The organism is Aquimarina sp., from assembly GCF_977115655.1.
Window position 1 is genome coordinate 12,951 of sequence record NZ_CDSBKO010000058.1, and the last position, 22,598, is coordinate 35,548.

Here is a 22,598-nt window from a genome sequence, read left to right on the forward strand (position 1 = left end):
TAATAAGATTATTTAAAATTATTCTTTTCCTTCTACATAATTCTGAAGATAACTGTATCTGGCAGTTAGCTTACCATTTTCTGTCATTTTAGCTCTTTTAAGAACTCCATCTTTATCGTCGTTAAAAAATGCAGGGATCACATGTTTTAAAAACATTTCTCCAAATCCTTCGCTTGCATCCTTAGGCAACTCACAAGGTAAATTATCTACCGCCATTACTGTAATAGCATTAGGGTGTTTATAATCTACCTCACTTTCTGTCTGCGGGTCATAACCATATATTGGATCTGCAATAGTAGAAGATCTAATTGTACTGGCAACAGGACCATCAATATCGCAAGAGATATCTGCGATTACTTTAATGTTAAAATCTTTGGATTTTGCATCTTCTCTTGTAAAAATATAAGGAGCTCCATCACCAAAAAAATGACCAGCGATATACATATCACTTACTTTTGCAAATCGCATAAAATCACCTTTATACTCTTGCGGGTTAACATAAAAGTCGTTTTTATCTTTAATCACCCCATCTTTACGCTTGTTGTAATCCAAAACATCTATTTGTACGTATACTGGTTCTTCAAAAGTAGCATGCAAATATTCGTTTACAGAAACTTCTTTAATTTTCATGGCATCCAAAATTTCTTTTGCCCCATTTCCTACTTTGCCTGCACCTGTAAGGACAATCTTTATGTTGGGAAGTTTAATTTTAGATAATTCAGCCTCTAATGCTTTTTGATTGTTAAGCGTTTCTGCTTTTGGTAATGTATATGTTTCTTGCTTTATCCCCCATGCTCTAAAACCATTATAAGTACCAACAATCCCTGCATATTTTCCAAAACCAATTAACCTAAAACCTCTTTCATCGATTATTACTTCGTGGTCATAAAGCTCTATGTTTTTATCTAAAACTGCTTTAAGTAAGACTCTGTTATAGGGTTGTTTTTTTATTGTGTGAGAAAAGAAAAAATATTTCTTATCAGGGATCAATGCAGAAACAGGAACTTCTTTCACCCCGATCAACACATCACAATCAGACATATCTTCAGAAAGAACAAATCCTTCTTTTTCATATTCAGAATCCTTAAAAACCCTAACATCAGATTTTTCGACAACAAAAGAAGCATTTGGAAATTTTGCTATTATATTTTTAAGGCCACTTGGCGAAAAAACAACACGACGATCTGGCGGGTTTTTTCGCTCTTTAATGACACCGAATTTAGTCATACGAATTGGTATAAATTTTGTATTAAAAAATGAGGATAAAGATATGATAATTATGATTATCTTTGCTGTCCGAAAGTGTTTTTGGTCAAATTGAAAACTAATTTTGTTTTTAAAAGAAAAATCATAATCAATTTTCGGAAAAACACTATTGGGGTCGACTGGTTTTGACAGCGAGATTAATAGGGTAGTAAGCACGTCGAGCTATGAAGTTAATGCTCGTAAATATCTATTTCACCTTTTTAAACGGCGAGAATAACTACGCCCTAGCTGCATAATCCGAATTTTAGTAGGATAATGCCTCGGTCTGCAAGGCAGACAAGCAGGATACTCTTCAAAAGCCTTGGTTTATGGCGTTTGGTTTTGAGTATCGTAAAAGTAAACCTAGAAACTATAGGATCTTGATATAGTTTTGAAATTAATCGAGAATAAGGGGTGCGTTGGTAGTTTTTGACCGGCAATCCCACGAAAATCTAAACAAAAACTAAGCGTGTAGAAAGCTATTGTATTACTTGTTTGGACGAGGGTTCGAATCCCTCCGACTCCACTACAAACCTGCCACTTGGCAGGTTTTTGTGTTTTCGGGGGATTCGACCAACGCGCCATCGGGCTCCTTCGCTAAAAATGTCCACAGGACCTTTTTCTACGCTCGACCCTCTCCGACTCCACTTTTAGAGCATAAAAACTCTTTAAAAACCATGTGAATTTATGATTTACAGGGCTTTTTATTTTTATGTTTTTTTTATAAAACTTTGTTTTTCAATGCGATATAAGTTCAAGCTTTTTGAAAAGTACATTATTCTCACCCAAAAGAGTTTTTCAATTTAAAGAATCTCAGTATTTTGGTCTAAAAAAGATACAAAATTTTGATAGAAGGTTATGACACAACAATTCGGTAAAACTTGGTGGGGAGAACAATTCTTAAAGGCTTTATCACAAATTGATTATTCTAACCGTTTACCACGAGGGAAAACCTATGCTCGAAAAGGTACTGTAAAGGATATTAGGATTACTAAGAACATTATTGAAGCAAAAGTTAAAGGTAGTAGACCTAGACCTTATAATGTAAAGATTATCATTCCAGTGTTTAGCCCTTCAGAAAAAAAGAAACTCATGGATGCTATTATTGGTGACCCAATGTCAATATCTCATTTATTAAATCGCCAATTACCACAAGAATTAAATGAGATTGCAAAGCAAAATGGAATACAAGTTTTTCCTAACCAATGGTCAGATTTTGAAATGCAATGTTCTTGCCCAGACTGGGCAGTACCTTGTAAGCATTTAGCAGCTGTAATTTATGTTTTCTCAGCCGAGATTGATCGAAATCCTTTTTTACTATTTCAATTACATGACGTAGATATTTTTGATGAATTGACCAAAGCAGGAATGCAATTAGAAGGGGGCGTTAAGGCTTTAAACTTTGAAAATTTACTTCACGAGAAACCAATTTCTATAGAATTTCCTGATAGTTCTGATGAAACTGTTTTTGACTTGTCTAAAATTATTCCCCAAACAGAAAACATATTGTCTCTATTAGAGGACAAAGCACTTTTTTATACAAAACCATTTATTCCAGTACTTAAAAGGCATTATAAACTCGCTAGCTATTTTGTAAAAGACTTGTTCATAAAAGAAGTTTTCGAATTAGATCCCAAAGCATTTGAAAAGATTGAAAACATCGAAATTCAAATCGATAAAAAAGAAATAAGTTTCCAAGGGATTACCTTCTTTTCTGGAGGAGAACCAATTGATACTTCTACTTTTAATAAAGACTTAACTTCATTAATTCATTTTTTAGAAAGAATCCCTAAAAAGTATGAAAATCGACTTTCCCTTGATTTAAAGCGTTTATACCGAGCTTATCATTTAAGTATTCATTTAATGCTTAATGGTGCTTATGTTCCTCAAATTTTGGAATTGGAAAAATTATATTATAAGGTTCGTTGGATACCCGCTACAGCTAGCGAGGAAGTAAATTATTTAGTTGAATTTTTAGAAAAAAATATTTCGCAGAGCTTTGTTACCATAGATACTGGTTCGAAAAAGCAACAGTATTTGACACCCAGAGATCAAATCATTTGTTTGTTATCTACTTTTTTAACGCATTATATGCTTAAAAAAGGATCGTTTACTGCTGACACACAAACGCTTTTGGATTTTAAAATTGATGAACTTTTTTTTAGTAATAACAAGCAATCTTTTCCTGACTTCGAAGAGCAGCAAGTTCCTGATTCTATTCATCAATATTTGCAGCGATTACATATAAGCAATCAGGTTTATGCACCACTCATTAAAATAGAAGATCACCCTTCTACAACTATTTTTGAAATACAATTATGGGTGGAAAACAAAGAGAATGCTGTTCAAAAACCAGTTTCTTTAGAGGCGTTTATCAAAGGAGAGAAGTATGCCCCCTACAAAGCTTCTGTTTTTCAATCTTTATCAAGTTTATCGAAAGATTTTGCAGACATACAACCATTGATTTCTTCTTTAGGTAAAGAGCAACTCTTTTTAGATGGCGATGGTTTTGCTACCGTTTTACTTCAAGTATTGCCTATTATCAAATTACTAGGGATTCGAATACTATTGCCCAATTCTTTAAAGCAGTTGGCGAAACCTCAAATCTCCATGAAATTAGACAGTAATGGCCTAACCACAGAAAGTAAAACCTACTTAAACTTGAATGAAATGTTAGATTTTCAGTGGCAGGTAGCTATAGGAAATCAAACAATATCCATTGCTGAATTTAAAAAGTTGGTTAAAGACACTTCTGGAGTGGTCAATATTAAAGGAGAATATGTGCTTATTGACCCTAAGCAAATCCAAACCTTGTTAAACAATTTAGAAAAAGACAGAGAACTTTCTCCTATTGATATATTACAATCGGCGTTAACCGAAGAATATCAAGAAGCTAAAATATCCCTTTCGAATTCGGCTCGTGAAATTATAGAAAGTTTGTTAAAAAGTGAAGCTAAACCAAATCCCAAAAATTTGAAAGCTACTTTACGCCCCTATCAAGAAAGAGGTTTTCAATGGTTGTATAATAATAGCAAGGTAGGCTTTGGAAGTATTATTGCTGATGATATGGGATTGGGTAAGACTCTTCAGGTAATTACCTTATTACTTCAATTTAAAGCTGAAGGAAGGTTAGATAAAAAGAAAGGGCTAATTGTGGTACCAACTACGCTTTTGACCAACTGGCAGAAAGAAATAGAAAAGTTTGCTCCAGATTTAAGTACTCATATTTATCATGGAGCAAAACGTACTTTTGATGCAGCCGGTTTCGACGTTTTTATAACGACCTATGGTTTATTGCGATCGGATGTGTCGAAATTTCAGAAAATAAAATGGGAGATATTAGTTATCGATGAAGCCCAGGCTATCAAAAATGCAGGAACAGAACAGACCAAAGCCATAAAGAAAATTAAAGCCACTGTAAAAGTTGCTATGAGTGGCACACCTGTAGAAAATCGTTTAAGTGAATACTGGAGTTTATTCGATTTTACGAATAAAGGGTATTTAGGTTCTATGAAATATTTTACAGAACATTTTTCTTCTCCTATTGAACGAAAGAATGATCCGGTAGCATTACATCGTTTCAAAAAAATTACAGATCCTTTTATACTACGTCGCTTAAAAACGGACAAATCTATTATTTCTGATCTTCCTGAAAAGATAGAGCAAGATTGCTTTATTGCTTTAGGAAAGGAACAGACTGCCTTATATCAAAATGTGGTTGATCAAATGATGAAAGCCCTAAATGGGGTTGAGGAAAAATCTATTGAACGAAAAGGATTGGTCCTTAAAATGATTACGGCTTTAAAGCAAGTTTGTAACCATCCATCTCAATTTTTGAAGAAAGAAGATTATCGTCCACAATTGTCGGGGAAATCAGAACGTCTATTAGAGTTATTGTGTTCTATCTATGAGAATAATGAAAAAGTGTTGATCTTCACCCAATACAAAGAAATGGGGCAGATTCTTTCAGAAATATTGTCCAAAGCTTTTGGAACAAAACCTTTGTTCTTACATGGTGGAGTTTCTCGAAAAAAAAGAGACGAGATGGTAGAAGACTTTCAAGAAAAAAAACATATCAAAACTTTCATTCTCTCTATAAAAGCGGGAGGGACAGGGTTGAACCTAACTGCTGCCAATCATGTAATCCATTATGACCTTTGGTGGAATCCTGCCGTTGAAGCCCAAGCTACAGATCGGGCTTTCCGTATCGGCCAACAAAAAAATGTATTAGTGCATCGTCTGATTTCTAAAGGAACTTTTGAAGAAAAAATCAACCAAATGTTACAAGACAAAAAACAGTTAGCTAATATGGCGGTTTCTACTGGTGAAAAATGGATTGGTGATTTGTCTAATGATGAATTGAAGGAATTAGTTTCTTAATTTTAAATCTCAAGTAACTTTTTCCTTTACAGCAAAACTAAGGCAACTTAAACCGTTTACAAACTACTATATCCATATATAATAGTCAGGGTAAACACATTAAAAAAAACCATTTCTACTTTAAAGGAAAAAAGCTGAATTTACATAGGTTTGATCTCGTTTTTTGGATTGAAAAATGGATTCCAGCCTACGCTGGAATGAAAATCCCACAAAAAACAAGCAAAAACCCTCTTCTTAACATATATTGATCTTAAATGTGTTTGCCCTGATATAATCGTAAGAATATACTGGTTGATTTATGGGTTTTTTTATATGCTTTCTGATATAAAAAATCCTTAAAAACGTGTTTTATATGCAAATACATATATTTTATTATATTTGTTATAAATTATATCTAAAAACATATAATTATGAGTTTAGCAACATTTGTTAAAGAACGAAGAAAGTTAGTACAATTGACCCAAAAAGAGTTTGCAGAACGTGCGGGTGTAGCATTAACTGTAGTAAGAAAAATTGAACAAGGTAAAACCAATTTGAATATGGAAAAAGTAAATCTTATTCTAAAAATGTTTGGGCATGAATTGGTTCCTGTTCCTAGTTCTTCATTACAAAAAAACAACTGTAAATGAGAAAAGCTAGAATTTTATATAACAATACTTTGTCTGGTGTATTGATGGAAACAGATGATGGTGAATATCTTTTTCAATACGATCAGAAATATATAGAGCAATATCCAACTCAATTTATAACATTTACTATGCCAGTTAGACAGGAGCTATATCGTGATAACAGATTATTTCCTTTTTTTGAGGGCTTAATTCCTGAAGGGTGGCTATTGGACATTGCCTCAAAGTATTGGAAGATCAATAGAAATGACAGGATGGGACTTCTATTAGCCTGTTGCCAAAATTGCATTGGAGCAGTAAGTGTACATTCTATTAATTTAAATGATGATGAATAAGTGCTTATACTGTTATCAAGAGTTGAAAGGTACTAACGATTTTCATAAGCATTGTGCCAAGACGTTTTTTAGAACAACAGAAGTTCCTTTGCTTGATTATACATTAGATCAAATGTCTCTATTAGCTAAAAATGTGGTGGAAAGAAGTATATCGGTACCTGGAGTTCAGGCAAAACTATCAATGTCATTAGTAAATGAAGTTACAAATGAACATCATAACAGACTTACTGTAGTTGGAGCATTGGGTGGGGATTATATTTTTAAACCTCCTAATGCTAATTACCCTGAAATGCCAGAGAATGAGCATGTGACTATGCGGATAGCTGAGACATTTGGAATAAATACAGTTCCATCTACTTTAATTCGGTTAAAATCGGGAGAATTATCATATTTGACCAAGCGTATTGACAGGAAATTAGATGGAACAAAAATTCATGTGCTTGATATGTTTCAAATCACAGAGGCATTCGATAAGTATCGAAGTTCTATGGAACGTATAGGAAAAGCTTTGGGAATGTATGCAAGTAATACATTACTAGATAAGTTATATTTTTTTGAAATCACCCTTTTTTCTTTTTTAACAGGGAATAACGATATGCACCTAAAGAATTTTTCGATGATCAAAACAGCTATTGGCTGGTCTTTGACTCCTGCCTATGATTTATTAAATGTAGCTATTGTTAACCCTGACAATACTGAAGACTTGGCTTTAACTATTGCTGGTAAAAAGAAAAAAATTACGAAAGCTCATTTTGAAGAATTAGGAAAAAATTTAGGATTAACCCCTAAACAAGTTACAGGTGTATTTAAACGTTTTCGAAAACATCAAAAAACAGCATCAACTTGGGTGAAAAAATCATTTTTATCACAAGATATGAAATTAAAGTATCTGGATGTTTTAGAAAATCGTTTTGACAGAATTTATGGCAATACCTGATTATAATTCAAGATACGTAAATCCTTTGATTTCGAAATAATCAAACTTATATCCTCCAACAAAAAGTTCAAGCTCTGTCGCTTTAAGCCCACCACCACCCTGCCAATTGGCAGGGTTTCGTATATTCAAATAATTATTCTGCCTACACACACTCCTTCGCCGTAAACACAAAAACACAAACCTTTGTTTGGTACCTTATCCTTTGTTACCCCACCATTAAAACCAACTTAATAAACGTAACTACTCTCCTAACAAATTAAAAATTCCTTTAGTTAAAAATTGCGTATTTGCTTCAAAATCGTTAGCATTTTCAATTGCTGTATACCCTTTATAAGTTTCTTTTGTTTTTACCTCTTTTTGCTGAAAATAATACGTATTTCCTTCTTTTTTTTCCAAAACCAAAACAGATGGAACTTCATCAATCATTATAATAGCATTATTTGGCAATGCTTTCCTAAAAGTCGAATCGATAACAATAGAAGCTTCTACAAACATTCCTGTTAAAAACTTATTATCTGATTCGTCCTCTAAATGCCCATGTACTTTAATGGTTCTGTTATCCTCTATTGCTGTTCCCACAAGATGTACTTTGGCTTTAAACATATCGGTGGAAGCTTCCGGGATTTTAAATTCAATTTTTTGATCTTTTTTGATATTCATTATATCTTTTTCAAAAACAGATAGTTCTAAATGTATATGATCATTATCTATAATTTCTAAAATAGATGTGGCCGGAGAAACATAAGTACCTTTGGTTACATTAACTTTTGTAACACTTCCGGAAATAGGAGCATAAATAGTAACTACCGAAGTAATAACACCTGACCTTACTTTTGAAGGCGGGATATGGAGCATTCTCAACTGCTTTTCTAAACCTGCATGTTTGGCAACTGCTGTTTTATATTCACTTTCTGCCTTTAAATATTTTTTTTGAGATGTGATATTTTCTGCAACCATTGTTTTTTCCCGCTCATATTCTGCCTTTAAATAGGTAAGTTGTTCGTTAACTTCCATATATTGTTGTTGCATGGATATAAACTCAGGGTTTTCAAGGGTTACCAAAACTTGTCCTTTTTGAACCTGATCTCCTATAAGAAGAGGTGTGGTTTTAATATACCCCCCCATAGTTGCATTTACCACTGCCCTGTTTTCTGGCGGTACATCGATCATTCCATTTACGTTAACAATATTAGGAAACACCTTTTCTTCAAAACTACCCAGAATCATTTTACTTTGTTCAAATTGTGCCTGAGTGACCCGAATATGGTCATCCATTAGGTTTTTATCTTGAATTTCTAGTGTAGTAGATTGGTTTTGGCTATCCCGGCAACTCCATAAAGTTAAAAGGATACCAAAGACAGTTATTTTATATATAATACTTTGCATAATACTAATTTAAACTATTAGATGGTTAGATAATTAATGGCAATAACGGTTTGATTGTATTGATTAAGTTCATCGAGATAATTCAATTTCATCTCATAAGCACTCTCCAAACTTTGGATATATTGATAAAAATCAATTTCTCCGTTTTTAAAACTTCCGTTAGCTGTTTTTAAAATTTCGTTAGAAAGGGAAACGCCTTCATCTTCATAATAATCCAAGGCTTCCTGAAGTTGTTTTAATTGTATAGTAAGAATATTAAATTTTGTGTTCCATTGAGTTTGATACTCATTAGATTCAGATACTGCTATATCTTCAGCAATTCTAGCTGCTTTAATTTTTGAGGATTGCCCCCCAAACAGTACAGGTATTTTTAAACCTAATTGATACCCGTATAAACTACCATTAAGACCAGAATTGGTTCCTTGAAAATAATGGATACTTAGGTCTGGTAACAGTTGCTGTTTTTCAAAACCGCGCTGCGCTTGTAGCAATGTTAGTTTATCACGATAGTACCCAATTTCCGGACTACCATTTATATCTAATACGTTTAAGGGGATCTTTAGTAATTGTTCCTCTGTGATTTGAATACTGTCTTTGGTCTGAACTAGTTTAAGTAAGTCTGTATAAATTAAGTCAGCTTGTTTTTGCGCCCGATTATACTTAAGTTGAATTTGTTTCTGCTTGGATGCTGCTGTTATTTTCTCCAGATAATTAGTTTCTCCCAACTCAAAGCGCCGTTTTGCTATGGTCGCAAAATTTGTATACAGACTATCTAATCTTTTGTAAACATGTTCTTTCTTTTTAGCTACTTGATATTCATAATAGGTAGCCGTCACTTTTCTTTCTATTCCTTTTTTTTGAATATTATAAGAACTGGAAATAACATTATAACGTGCTTTATTTACTTTTTTTTCAGAAAAATATACTGTAGGAAAACGAAAATCTTGCTGAATCCCAAATACCCGTAATGGCTGATTATTTACCGCTAAATTATTCTCGTCAAACCCATAATAGATTTGCGTTTTATCAAAATTAAAAGCACTACGTATTAACGCATCAGATTGCTCTACTTGTAGCTTGTTAGCTTCAAGTCCCGCATTATTTTCTATTGCCATCGGAATAAGTTCTTTTAAACTTAACTTTTTAGGCTGTTGACCAACTGCATTTATAGAAAATAAAAGTAAAAGGATTACTATTCCTTTTTCAGTACCTGCCTTAGTATGTTTTCTCTTTTTATCATACGACCGATTAAATAACGCATATAAAACAGGCAACACGACTAACGTTAATAAAGTAGCGGTTACCAGCCCTCCTATCACTACGGTTGCTAACGGTCGCTGCACTTCGGCTCCTGCATTGGTAGAAATTGCCATTGGCAAAAACCCTAACGCTGCTGCTGCTGCTGTTAATAACACTGCTCTTAATCTATCTTTTGTTCCTTGTTTAATTAAAGCCTCCATACTTTCAAACTCCTGGTGTTTTAGTTCTTTAAAATGTTCTATCAAAACAATTCCATTAAGTACGGCAATACCAAATAAGGCAATAAACCCTACGCCTGCCGAAATACTAAATGGTAAATCCCGAATCCATAACAATAAAACACCACCTACTGCTGCTAAGGGAATTGCTGAATAAATCATTAAAGCTTCTTTTACAGAATTAAAAGCGAAATAGAGCAATACAAAAATCAGGATAAGAGCAATTGGCACTGCCACCATAAGCCTTGATTTGGCACTTTGTAAGTTTTCAAACTGCCCTCCATAAGTAATGGAATATCCAACTGGTAATTTTACATTTTCGTTAATTAAATGTTGTACATCGTCTACTACCGATTGTAAATCCCGGTTGCGCACATTAATCCCTACCACAATTCTTCGTCGCGTACCATCTCTTGATATTTTTGCAGCTCCTTTTTTATAGCTAATCTTTGCCAATTCATGCAACGGAATTTTTCCTCCAGATGGTAAATCCACATATAAGTTTTGAAGATTATCTATATCTTGACGTTTTTCTTTATCTAATCTAACAATCAGATCAAAACGTTTTTCCCCTTCAAAAACACTACCCGCTATTCTACCCGCAAATCCCATCGACACCATATCGTTTAGCTCTTGAATATTTAGTCCGTATCTGGCTATTTTAGCTCGATTATACTGCACACTCATTTCTGGAAGCCCTGCTGTTTTTTCTACAGAAACATCTGCTGCTCCAGGAACATTTTCTATTAAAGCACCAATCTCATTTCCTTTCTTAGCCAGAACATCCAAATTATCCCCAAAAATCTTGATAGCGATATCTGCTCGTACTCCTGTTATGAGCTCATTAAAACGCATTTCTATAGGTTGCGTAAATTCTACATCTATTCCTGAAATTACAGAGAGAGCTTCTTTAAATTTATCTGCAAGCTCATCCTTAGACGAAGCAGATACCCATTCGCTTTTAGGTTTTAAGATAATTATTACATCACTTTCCTCCATAGACATTGGATCTGTAGGAACCTCAGCTGCACCTATACGGGTAACTACTTGTTTGACTTCGGGAAACTCTTTGAGCAATATTTTTTCAATTTCGGTAGTGATCTGGATGGTGTTTTTTAATGATGTTCCTGTTTTTAATATTGGTTGAATTACAAAATCGCCTTCATCCAAAGTTGGTACAAATTCACCCCCCATTGAAGAATATAGAGAAATCGAAATAAGTAAAAGCCCTGTAGCAACCCCTAATACTGTTTTTTTACTTTGTAATGCCCAATGAATAACAGGATCATATATCGTATTAAGCCATTTCATAAGCCTGACCGATATATTTTTACTGGTTGCTGTTGAAGGCTTCAAAAACACAGAAGCAACTACTGGCACATAAGTAAAACAAAGGATCATAGCACCTATGAGTGCAAAACTGAAAGTCAATGCCATAGGCTTAAACATTTTTCCTTCTACTCCGCTTAATGATAAAATCGGGATGAATACGATTAAAATAATCAGTTGTCCAAAGATGGCAGAATTCATCATTTTAGAGGCTCCGGTAAATGTAATTTTATCTTTTAATTTTTGTTGTTTTACTTTTCCCAAAGAGTTGATTTCATCTTTCTTTTGGGTAATCTGAAAAGCTATAAACTCTACAATAATAACCGCCCCATCGATTATAATTCCAAAATCTATTGCTCCTAAGCTCATTAAATTTGCATCCACATCAAAAATGTACATTAAGGATAATGTAAACAATAACGAAAGAGGGATTACAGAAGCAACCACCAATCCGGATCGTAAATTACCCAAAAGCAATACCACAACAAAAATCACAATAAGACAACCTAATATTAAGTTTTCGGATACTGTAAATGTGGTTTTTGCGATTAACTCGCTACGATCCAGAAAAGCATTTATATAAACGCCTTTAGGTAGCGATTTTGAAATAGACAGCACACGCTCTTTAACCGCTTCTATTACTTTTTTAGAATTAGCATCTTTTAACATCATTACCTGCCCCAGGACTTTTTCTCCTTCGCCATTGCCTGTAATTGCTCCAAAACGTGTAGCACTTCCAAAACCAACTTTTGCAATATCTTTTATATAAATTGGCAGGCCATTTTCGTTCTTTACTACAATGTTTTCGATATCTTTTAAGGAAGAAACAAGACCTTCGCCACGTATAAAAAAAGCTTGATTTACCTTTTCTATATAACCACCACCAGAAACACTATTATTCATTTCCAGAGCTTTAAAAACCTCATGAGCAGTGATATTCATTGCATGAAGTTTTTCGGTATTAATCGCTACCTCATACTGCTTTAAAAAACCACCCCAGGTATTGACTTCTACCACTCCTGGTATGCCCGACAGCTGTCTTTTTACGATCCAATCCTGTATGGTTCGTAAATCCTCTGCGGTATATTTGTCTTTATACTCTGGTGTGACATCTAAAATGTATTGATATATTTCTCCCAAGCCGGTAGTAATGGGTCCCATTTCCGGAACACCAAATCCTTGCGGTATTTTTTCTGACGCAGATTTTATTTTTTCTGCAATTAGTTGTCTTGGCAAATAAGTCCCCATGTTATCGTTAAAAACAATAGTAACTACGGATAGCCCAAATTTTGAAACGGAACGAATTTCTTGAACACCTGGCAAATTTGCCATTTCTAATTCTACAGGATAAGTTATAAATTGCTCCATATCTTGTGTAGAAAGATTACGGGACGTGGTGATTACCTGTACTTGGTTATTTGTTACATCAGGCACTGCACCAATAGGAATCTGTGATAAAGAATATAATCCAAATCCTATAATAAAAGTTGTAAATAAAAAAACAATAAACTTGTTCTTTATACTGAAATTGATAATATGTGATAGCATTTTTTCATAAAATAATCAACGTTAATATCTCTGGTTAAAATTTGTACCAGAGAAAGAAAAAAAAATAAATTTGATTACTTATGAAAACCTTGGTGGCTGAAAAAGACCTTTGGGATAAAGAAAGGAAGCTGGTGCCTGATAATAAAAATTATGTGTGTTGTACTTCGTAAAACGAAGAATTTCAAATTCTGTTTTGGTAAAAATTAGTGCAAAAGCTGTAAAGCTACCATATTGATGTTGAAAAGGTAATTGTTCATGATCTTCCTTTTCTTCCTGGTGCTGTTTCTCGTGATCTACTTTTAATTCTCCATAATGTTTAGAAATGAACACAAAAACATTATCTCCATATTGCTCGCTATGAAATTGTGCATGCTCAATAAATTCATCTATTTGTATAATATCAACAAAGCGTATTCCAATACTTTGGAATACTATAATTAAGGAAAGTGATATGGAAAACAATTTACTCATTTCAACAAATATAATATATATTACGTTATTATTTATGTAACTTAGATTACATAAGCTTTATTTTTATAGAAAAAATAAAGGCTCTAGTTTATAATAGTATTGATGATTTTATCGAAACTCATATTCCATACCCCCAGAAGGAAGGGAGTCAAAAATTATAAACCTATATCAGGATTTAGTTAATAATCTGTAACCTTTTTTAGGACGAGTCAAAAGTCCTTCCCTTTGGGAAGGATTTGGAATGGGATAAACATATTTAAATCAATTAAATGTATATTTCCACAACTATCAATGCTATTATAAACCAGAGCTAAAACAATTTCTTATTCTTTTCATTTTACACAAAAACACTTAACAAAAAAACTATATCCCATGCCTTTTTTAAGTTGCTTTTTCTAAGGTTATAGTGGGAAAAATCCCCACATCTGTGTAATTTTTCTACACATTAAAATTTATTGTTTTTTCCTAAAACTCTATAAGCCAATTAAATTCAAAATGGCATTAATATTGCGCCTTCCTAAAAAAACCAGGGAAACACTTATGAAGGAATTAACATTTTCCAAATCTTCGGAAACACCAATATCTGCCAACAAATATTTTGATCGTTTAAAGAAAAACATTATTGATTCATCTTCTTTTTTCATTTTAACAGGAACGTTTCTGTTGATGTTTGGTGCTGTTTCTTTGTTCTTTTTCTTACAACCTTATTTTGAGGAAATTTATTTGGAAAGAATAAATAGTTTTGGTGGAGTTGCCTTAATGATAACAGGTATCTCATTACTCTTTCTTAAAGTTAGTTTTTTGATCTACATATTATTTCTATACTTACGCTATAAAGTTATTAAACCGGTATCTGATAAAGAGTTACCCTTGTGCACAGTAATCGTACCTGCGTACAATGAGGGGGAGTTAGTATACAATACGCTGATTAGCCTGGCAGAAAGTGATTATCCCGAAGAAAAGTTACAATTAATTTCTATTGATGATGGAAGCCAGGATGATACCTGGTTATGGATGAAAAAAGCCAAGGAAAAATTAGGGGATCGCGTTTCTATTTATCAACAGCCTAAAAACAAAGGCAAAAGACATGCATTGTACCGCGGGTTCAATTTGGCTACAGGAGAGGTGTTTATAACTGTGGATAGCGACTCTATAGTCAAAAAAGATACTTTACGAAATATGGCAAGCCCTTTTGTAATCAATAAAAAATGTGGCGCCGTAGCAGGAAATGTACGTGTATTGAACAGAAAAAAAGCTTTAATCCCTCGTATGCTAAATGTGAGCTTTGCTTTTAGTTTTGAATTTATACGTTCTGCGCAAAGTAGATTAGGTTCTGTACTATGTACCCCGGGTGCCTTATCGGCCTATCGAAAAGATGCTGTTTTTAATTGCCGCGAAGAGTGGATCAATCAAACTTTTATGGGACAGGTTTCAAAAATCGGAGAGGATCGCGCCATGACAAATATGATTTTAAAACAAGGTTACAAAGTGTTTTTTCAACGCAATGCATACGTTTATACAAATATCCCTGAGCGTTATAAAAATTTGTACAAAATGTTTATCCGTTGGGAAAGAAGTAACGTTCGCGAAAATATAGCAATGAGTAAATTTGCCTTTGGAAATTTCAGGAATGGGGCTAAAAACGGTACCAGAATATTACTTTTAAACCAGTGGTTAAAGATGATAATGGCCTACCCCGCAATATTGCTAATGTTCTTTTTTATCTGTACCTACCCTATATTGTTTTTAAGTTCTACATTAGTTAGTATACTTGTTTTTTCAAGTATGCAGGCTTTATTTTATGCAAAAAAACATAGTGTAACAGAATCCCTTTGGGCATATCCTTATAGTATATTTTATGCTTTTACTTTATTTTGGATCACTCCTTACGCCATTGCTACTGCCGGCAGAAGCGGTTGGTTAACAAGAGATTTATCTAAAAAACAACTAAGAGAACAACAACTAATTACCACCACTGTATCTGTACCCTCCCGATCTATTAATAATCGTATAGGTATATGCCAAATACAATCATCATATTCTGAAAACTAAAAATATTATACTGGGTTAGGTGTCTGAGGTCGGAGTTTAAGTCAAAAATCTTATCCAATACCAACCATAACAAACCACTCATCAGAAGGGACTATGGCTTCTTCTTCAGGCACTTCAACCTAAATACCCTTATCATCACTACAGGAATAAAAAAATATAGTCAACATAATTATTGTTACAATGCGTAGTTCTTTTATCATAGAATTTCCTTTGTTATTTAATACAGATTAGATGATAATCTAACCAGTAGGTTGGGTGTTATATGGCATTAATACCATTTTAACTTTGAAATCGTGCGTATAAAAATTGAATTTATTTTTTAAGTATTCAAGGCAAAAAGCTTGTGCCAAACGTGATCTGATATCAAGCATAGCTGTAGTTACGGTTATATTTTTTAACGAAGAATAGATGAAAAAGAAATAATTTATTAGTGCTATTTCAAAGTTATACCATTTCATATATGATATTACTGTAATAATTTGTATTTTGTAATATGCCAAAAAAAAATACAGATCACCATTAAAGAAAGATAGAAAAACCTTGCTATTACCCGCCCGCGGAGCAGGTGAGGTCGGGCGCGCCACGCGCCTGTCTCTCCCATGCCCGCGGGCTGGTTATTTATACCCGCGCCCAGACTAACTATGCCCGCGCCCGGGTGACCACCCTACGCGCCTTGGGTTTCTGCCCCCGCGCCCGACCAAAAGTACTCCGCGCCCGAGGAAACTATGCTAGCGCCCAAGGTAAAACACCCCGCGCCCGTAAATTTTGTGGCAGGGAACAGGTTTTTAACAAGAAGGAATAGACTTTGAACACTTCAGCACACCAATCCCTGAAGGGTTAGGCTCTCGAAGCCTTTAAAAAAACTGCCCAGAACTAACCCAGCAGAACAAATGTGGCAATGGTTTAAAAGTAATACCAGTTCTGATTTAAAAATACTCAAATAAAATACAGGTATTTTTTGTTTAGGCAAAAAAGAAAATGCAAGCATAGTCAAGGCTATGATTAAATTTTATTTTGAAGCATAAACTAAAAAGAGCAAATTTTAGGGGGTAATTTTAAGTCAGAAATGGTATTAAAATGGTATAAATCTTATTTTGAGATAAATTTATAACATACCCTACATAAATACAGCAACGAAATTACTAATAATACACTACGACAAACTGTTGGCAAATTTCAAAGTTTTATTAAATATTATAAGTAAAACAAAAGAGGTTACACGAATCTTTTTTCTAGTAACCTCTTTGTTTAAAAAGTAATTTGATACTTAAATAATCTTTGCAAATACTATTTATCCATCATAATATCAAATTCATCATATTTTTTAGCATAACGAACCATTAGCCTGAAACTGGTATTTTGAGTAGTTATCCAGTGCCATGTATATACTTTTGTAGTATTGGCAGGAATTTCGTACACAGCTGTTTTATCACCGCTTTTCATGGTTCTCCATTGTCCATTCCAGTAATATTGAAAATATACTACAGGACCTTGATAAATAAAACAGGATCCCGGCTGATTACAATCCGGATCTACATTACACCCGGACCCACACCAGTTTATCCCATGTTTATTAGAATTGTTCTCCACATTACGCGTACAGATTTTACCTTTCCAGTTTTTAATTCCAGAAAAGGTACTGGTATACTTATACCGTGGATTCCCCCAACATTGTCCATTAGCAGCCGGATTATAACAATCACTTTTAAAAGCTGAATAATTATTTGGTGTTTTATCTAATCTTACAAAATCAGGAGCACCTCCCAAGAAATTTCCTCCTGCTATTGAGCTTTGAAATGAAGCATTGTCACAGGCAACTGTAGCTATTTTTGCCTGAGAATCACCTGTGTTTTTACTAAGTTTTCCTCTAGCCCATCCTTGTTCTTTGGAAACCTTAATATTCTGCTTTGCCTTCTCTTTTTTAAGCAAATCTGGTATATCAGTTCCTGGTTTAGAAAGTGCCCAAAATATATCAAAAGAGTTCAACTCTTTACTGGTTAGAGATTGCAGATCTCCTAAGGCAGAGCATCCACTGCAATCCCCTTCTTCTAAGACTAGTACCCCAGATACTTCTTCTTGCCCATAAAAATGCAATTGGTTACCATTATCCAGATCGATATCTGCCAAAGTTGGTAATCCCGCATTTCTTTTTATATCGAGAAAATGTTCTACGGGAAGATCTTGCTCTGTTTCAATCCCAGAGGTATCCTCGATATCCTCTTGTGCATTTATTGTTGTTTCTGCAGATGCACTTTCTTTCTCACATGATGTAAAAAACACTATCATTGAGAAAATTAAAATACTAATTTTTAAGGTTTTCATTTTATGAAGTTTTAAGATGTTGTACCTACTCTATTATTGGCTTTTCAGTTTTCGCCCCAATTTCCGAATCGATTCATACCCCCGTTCCATTACTCATTCATTTGTTACCCAAAAAATTCCGAAATGTTTTCAAAAACCTATAAAACAATGAATTACAAAACAATAAGCACTAAAAAAGCTCTATACTAACAACTCTTTTCGAAGGAATTTTCTCTGTTTGACACTACGTGAATGATGAAGTCAAAAGTGTTACAGAATTTGTAAAGAAGACAAGGATAGAATGAAAAAGAGGTGGTATGAAAAACATTCATACCACCTCTTTTTTTGACATGTAATTAATATATCCGTATTTCTAATTACCCTTAATCCTTTTTGTTTTTCTTTTTACCTCCTTCAATCGAGTTGAATGCATTTTCAACCCTCCAATGAATACAATTATAACTCTGCTTGAAGAAGGTAAATACTATTTATTATTAGTTTAGCAATTAGCCCCTATACAGATGCTAAATGAATCTGTTGTACAAGTAGCAGGAGCCGAACATTCATAATCTTCATAATCTGTAGTAAGCCATAGATCCATTCCAAATCCTTTAGACATTGCTACAATAATAGTCCTATATCGATTTGGGTAGGCTTCTTTTATACTTTTGAAAGAATAGGTTTTTAATCCTCTTCTATTAAATTGCATAGTACTAACTACGTCCTTATAAAGTTTATCATCAGAGAAAACCGTCCTTAGCACAGGTTCTGTTTGAATGAATCGTCTAAAATCTTTTTCGTTTCTAACAATATTGACTTTTGGATTATCCATGAGTCTAGACAACTCTTTGGTAGTAGAAGCCAAGGTATAATTATAATCCCATCCAAATTTCTGAAGGGATTCGTCTATTGTGGCAGATGTATTTGTATCTGTTTCATTTGCTTCTTCTTTTTCGCATGAGGATAATATTAGAAGTCCGATAAGTGTTCCTAAATAAAATAACTTTTTCATTTTTATACAGTGTTAAGATGTTGTACCTACTCTATTATTGGCTTTTCAGTTTCCGCCCCAATTTCCGAATCGATTCACACCCCCGTTCCATTATCCATTCATTTGTTACCCAAAAAAAATCAAAAAATTAAAGCATAAAAAAACCGAGCGTTATCCACGCTCGGTTTATATTATACATTTTAACTGTGTAAAGTTTACGTATTTTGTTTTTTACGGCGTAGATATCCCCACATCCATATAGTTATGAGTAGTACTCCAATTCCTATTAACACATACATATAAAAGTCACTTGCCATAACCACCTGATCGGTATGTCCTATCAAAATTGGCGCTCCCCAATAATAAGGAGATGCTTCTATCCCGCTATATTTTTGTAGGTAGGTACGTTTTGCGTGTTGTAATGCACTCGCTTTGGTTTCTCCCTTTTTAAGGTTTTTATAAAAAGTAGTCATGATCTCATGCGTAGATTTTTCATTGGCATTCCATAACGTAGATACTACACTCCTTGTACCTGTATTAAAAAATCCACGAGCCAGACTCAATACACCTTCTCCTGTTTTAAGCTCTCCTTGTGAAGTTTTACAAGCACTAAGAACAACCAGATCGGCTTGGTTTTTTGTAGCATACAACTCTTCTAGACTCAGTTTATCATCATAAAAAGCAATCCAAGGGGAGCTTCCTTCTCTTGTATCTGCATGGGTAGATAGATGTATGATCTTATAATTAGATGCTTGCTCGATAAAACTATTTTTTGATGCTTGAGATTCTTCATAAAAATCGCCAGAAAATAACGATGCTATTTCAGTTACTTCTTTACTACTTCTAGGCAGTGACACCATGGTAGTATCTGTAAAATGTACTGGTGCAAACCCTATAAAATCATATTCAGGGGTACGCGGTACGGTCTCATTTAATTTTAGAAATGATAATGAATAGGCATAACTTATACTGTATTGATGAAGCAGATAACTATCTGTATTGGTCGGTGAACTCATTAATGCCTCGAATGGTATATGTTGCAAATTACCATCTGGGATTACGACTAGCTGTTTATCGAGTAGCAAAGTTTGTTCTGGTATCGGTAAAATCGCCTTGTAAATATGATACGCTACGTTTTGGTATGCATCTGCATCGGCTTTGGTATATAAAGGTATCGCTATTTTTTGTTGTAAACTATTTATATTATTATGTAGCTCTGGAACATTGGGAATCTTAAAAAATTGCGGACTTCCATTAGCAACTACCAATCCATAACCATCAGTATCGTTGAGAATATAATATACTGCAACCTGATTGTTTTTGTTTAGAAAAATTTCTGACTCCTCATAGGATACTACCTGTAGTTTCCTTTTGTACTGGTGGTACTTTGGATATCCTGTTTCTAAAGAGTCAATAAATTTTTCATATTCATTTTTACGATCGTATACTACATCTCTTACGATGTCTATATTAGGTAGTGTTTTTGATCTCGCTTTGTTTAACTCCTCTTCGGCAAGATGTATTAGTCGTCGTAGATCGAACTCTCTTTCGGATAGTTTTTCTGGTAAATTGGCATCGGCCTTGGCTTTTTCTTGTGTACGGTCTTCTAATAGTAACAGGGCTTTGTTTTTCTCCATAAAATAAAACGCTTCTTTGGGTTTACCTAATAAAAAACAGACCTCTACCGCTTTTATATAGAGGGATGCACTTTGCGCTCTCCAAAATAATTTGGATTGAAATTCAGTACTCTCAAATCGTATAATATCTACCAGCAGATCTGCAATCTTAAAAGTTTCCAGAGCATATTCGAGATATTTTTTCTGTGTATCATAATCGTAATAAGCAATCCACGCATTCGCTTTATCTGTGATATATCCTAGCACTTCTAATTTATAGGGAGATATTTTTAAGTCCTCTATATCCGGCATTGTAGTATAAGTTACAGGGGTTTCCTCTTCTAAAGTATAAACGATGGCTTTATGATAGTAATCTAACGCTTTTCTAAAATCCTGTCTATCTATATAATAATCTCCTAAATTATTAAATACCATAGCCTGTATTTGCGCATCCTTCTTCCCATATTCTAAAGCTTTATCAAAGTATGTTAAGGCATTGTCATCCTCCTGATACTTTTTATATACCAATCCTAAATTATTATAATTCATGGCGATATAAGAGGAATCTTCTATTGTCTGACTAACTTCTAAAGCCTTAGTATGATACTCTATGGCCTTTACATATTTTTCTTGTTTATAGTATATACCGCCCAAAATCTGATATAATCGCATTTTATCCAAATCGCTGACCTCTGCATTTTTTAAAAGTGAATCTGCCTGTTGTAAATGAGAAATTATTTCAATATCATTAGACCATCCCATTTTTGTATACATCTGGGACATATCAATATGATTTCTGAATAGGAGTCTATTTTTCTTATTTTTTTTAAAATACTGTCTAGCCTTAATAAAATTAGTTCTGGTCTTATCAAAATCTCCAATCCTCCTATATATTACCCCTAAGCTATTATAAGTTTTTGCACATAAATTATCCTGCTTACCAAAATCTAATATTTTGGTATACGCATCTACAGATTTAACATAATCTCCTTTTACCTTATAATAATACCCTAAAGCATAAAGAGATTTTGAAAGGGCGCTAGTGTCCTGGTATTTGGCACGAATTGCTATAGCTTGTTTAGCATAGCGAATAGCGGTATTAATATTTTTTTCAAATATTTTTCTAGAATACTCATGATAACACAATGATAATCCTAGCTGATCCGGATGGTTTTGATTCTCTTTAAAAAAAGTAGTGAGTACCTCTTCTTTGGTATTGGTGTTTAATGCCATAATACTATCGTATGCTGATTTTAGGTTCACAGAATCCTGAGAAAATAATATCTCGGTCATACACAAAAAACAGAAGATACTTTGTATAAAATAGCGCATAAAAAAAGCTGTACTTAGAACACTTCTAATGTACAGCTTTTTTAAAAATTGTATTTGCTTTTATTCTAGTTCTGGCTCACCATCAGCAATTTGTTTTTTCTCTCCTTGGATTTCTCCTAGAGCATCTCTAGAAATGGATGCCTCTTCTTCTACGATATCTGATGTTACCGCTTCTGTTGTGCAACTTGCAAAGAATACGCTTGTGAATGCAAGCATATTAACATAGATGAACTGTTTTCATGGTTTTGTTTTTTTCTAAGATTATTACTAATTGTTTATGTTATACACTATAGAAATGTTGCTGTATTTTATGAAGTTATTTATTTTTTTTCAAAAATTATACTTTTTTAATTCAAAGAAGCCTTTTCATTCCAGACTTGATCTGGAATCTATTGTAACGAAACAACTCCTTTATGGATTCCGTTCTTCAACGGAATGACAAACAAAAACACCTTGTCATTCTAAACCTGATCTGGAATCTATTATAACGAAACAACTCCTTTATGGATTCCGTTTTTCAACGGAATGACAAACAAAAATACCTTGTCATTCCAAACCTGATCTGGAATCT

At 33.8% G+C, this 22,598-nt stretch carries 14 protein-coding genes and 1 other RNA gene; 6 read left to right on the plus strand and 9 right to left on the minus strand.

What is annotated here, in order from left to right:
• Window positions 1–18 precede the first annotated feature (18 nt).
• Complete coding sequence (locus ACZIYX_RS19350; protein ID WP_462683910.1) at window positions 19–1,227, minus strand: NAD(P)-dependent oxidoreductase; 1,209 nt, start codon at window positions 1,225–1,227, stop codon at window positions 19–21.
• 150 nt (window positions 1,228–1,377) lie between these two features.
• Between ACZIYX_RS19350 and ssrA the strand changes: the two genes are divergently transcribed.
• The 5 genes from ssrA to ACZIYX_RS19375 all read left to right on the plus strand — a co-directional run bounded on the left by ssrA (window position 1,378) and on the right by ACZIYX_RS19375 (window position 7,523).
• Window positions 1,378–1,774: a transfer-messenger RNA gene (ssrA, locus tag ACZIYX_RS19355) on the plus strand.
• Between the two features lie 329 nt (window positions 1,775–2,103).
• Window positions 2,104–5,625, plus strand: a complete 3,522-nt coding sequence (locus tag ACZIYX_RS19360; protein ID WP_462683911.1) for an SNF2-related protein — start codon at window positions 2,104–2,106, stop codon at window positions 5,623–5,625.
• A gap of 407 nt (window positions 5,626–6,032) precedes the next feature.
• Window positions 6,033–6,254 (plus strand): helix-turn-helix domain-containing protein, encoded by a 222-nt coding sequence (locus ACZIYX_RS19365; protein WP_462683923.1) that lies wholly within the window; start codon window positions 6,033–6,035, stop codon window positions 6,252–6,254.
• Complete coding sequence (locus ACZIYX_RS19370) at window positions 6,251–6,586, plus strand: HipA N-terminal domain-containing protein (RefSeq protein WP_462683912.1); 336 nt, start codon at window positions 6,251–6,253, stop codon at window positions 6,584–6,586. The genes ACZIYX_RS19365 and ACZIYX_RS19370 overlap by 4 nt, the downstream gene beginning before the upstream one ends.
• A gap of 22 nt (window positions 6,587–6,608) precedes the next feature.
• Window positions 6,609–7,523 carry a HipA domain-containing protein gene (locus tag ACZIYX_RS19375; RefSeq protein ID WP_462683913.1) on the plus strand — a complete coding sequence of 305 codons (915 nt, stop codon included), beginning with the start codon at window positions 6,609–6,611 and terminating at the stop codon, window positions 7,521–7,523.
• Here the strand turns inward: ACZIYX_RS19375 and ACZIYX_RS19380 are convergent, their stop codons facing one another.
• The 4 genes from ACZIYX_RS19380 to ACZIYX_RS19395 form a co-directional block, all read right to left on the minus strand.
• Window positions 7,524–7,652, minus strand: coding sequence for a hypothetical protein (locus tag ACZIYX_RS19380; protein WP_462683914.1), 129 nt, complete (start codon window positions 7,650–7,652; stop codon window positions 7,524–7,526). It abuts the gene before it with no gap.
• A gap of 111 nt (window positions 7,653–7,763) precedes the next feature.
• The gene (locus ACZIYX_RS19385) at window positions 7,764–8,909 is read right to left on the minus strand and encodes an efflux RND transporter periplasmic adaptor subunit (RefSeq protein ID WP_462683915.1); all 1,146 of its coding nucleotides are present in this window, start codon (window positions 8,907–8,909) and stop codon (window positions 7,764–7,766) included.
• A gap of 17 nt (window positions 8,910–8,926) precedes the next feature.
• Window positions 8,927–13,264: a CusA/CzcA family heavy metal efflux RND transporter gene (locus tag ACZIYX_RS19390; RefSeq protein WP_462683916.1), complete on the minus strand. Its 4,338-nt coding sequence runs from the start codon at window positions 13,262–13,264 to the stop codon at window positions 8,927–8,929.
• Window positions 13,265–13,342: 78 nt separating this feature from the next.
• Window positions 13,343–13,735 (minus strand): hypothetical protein, encoded by a 393-nt coding sequence (locus ACZIYX_RS19395; RefSeq protein ID WP_462683917.1) that lies wholly within the window; start codon window positions 13,733–13,735, stop codon window positions 13,343–13,345.
• A 540-nt stretch (window positions 13,736–14,275) separates the two neighbouring features.
• Between ACZIYX_RS19395 and ACZIYX_RS19400 the strand changes: the two genes are divergently transcribed.
• Entirely contained in the window at window positions 14,276–15,787 is a 1,512-nt protein-coding gene (locus tag ACZIYX_RS19400; RefSeq protein WP_462683918.1) for a glycosyltransferase family 2 protein, read from the plus strand.
• Between the two features lie 1,287 nt (window positions 15,788–17,074).
• Here the strand turns inward: ACZIYX_RS19400 and ACZIYX_RS19405 are convergent.
• The 4 genes from ACZIYX_RS19405 to ACZIYX_RS19420 form a co-directional block, all read right to left on the minus strand.
• The gene (locus ACZIYX_RS19405) at window positions 17,075–18,109 is read right to left on the minus strand and encodes a hypothetical protein (protein ID WP_462683919.1); all 1,035 of its coding nucleotides are present in this window, start codon (window positions 18,107–18,109) and stop codon (window positions 17,075–17,077) included.
• A 478-nt stretch (window positions 18,110–18,587) separates the two neighbouring features.
• Complete coding sequence (locus ACZIYX_RS19410) at window positions 18,588–19,100, minus strand: hypothetical protein (RefSeq protein WP_462683920.1); 513 nt, start codon at window positions 19,098–19,100, stop codon at window positions 18,588–18,590.
• A 194-nt stretch (window positions 19,101–19,294) separates the two neighbouring features.
• Window positions 19,295–21,988, minus strand: a complete 2,694-nt coding sequence (locus tag ACZIYX_RS19415) for a CHAT domain-containing protein (protein WP_462683921.1) — start codon at window positions 21,986–21,988, stop codon at window positions 19,295–19,297.
• A gap of 99 nt (window positions 21,989–22,087) precedes the next feature.
• A complete protein-coding gene (locus ACZIYX_RS19420; protein WP_462683922.1) occupies window positions 22,088–22,243 on the minus strand; it encodes a hypothetical protein in 156 nt (51 codons plus the stop codon).
• Window positions 22,244–22,598: the final 355 nt, after the last annotated feature.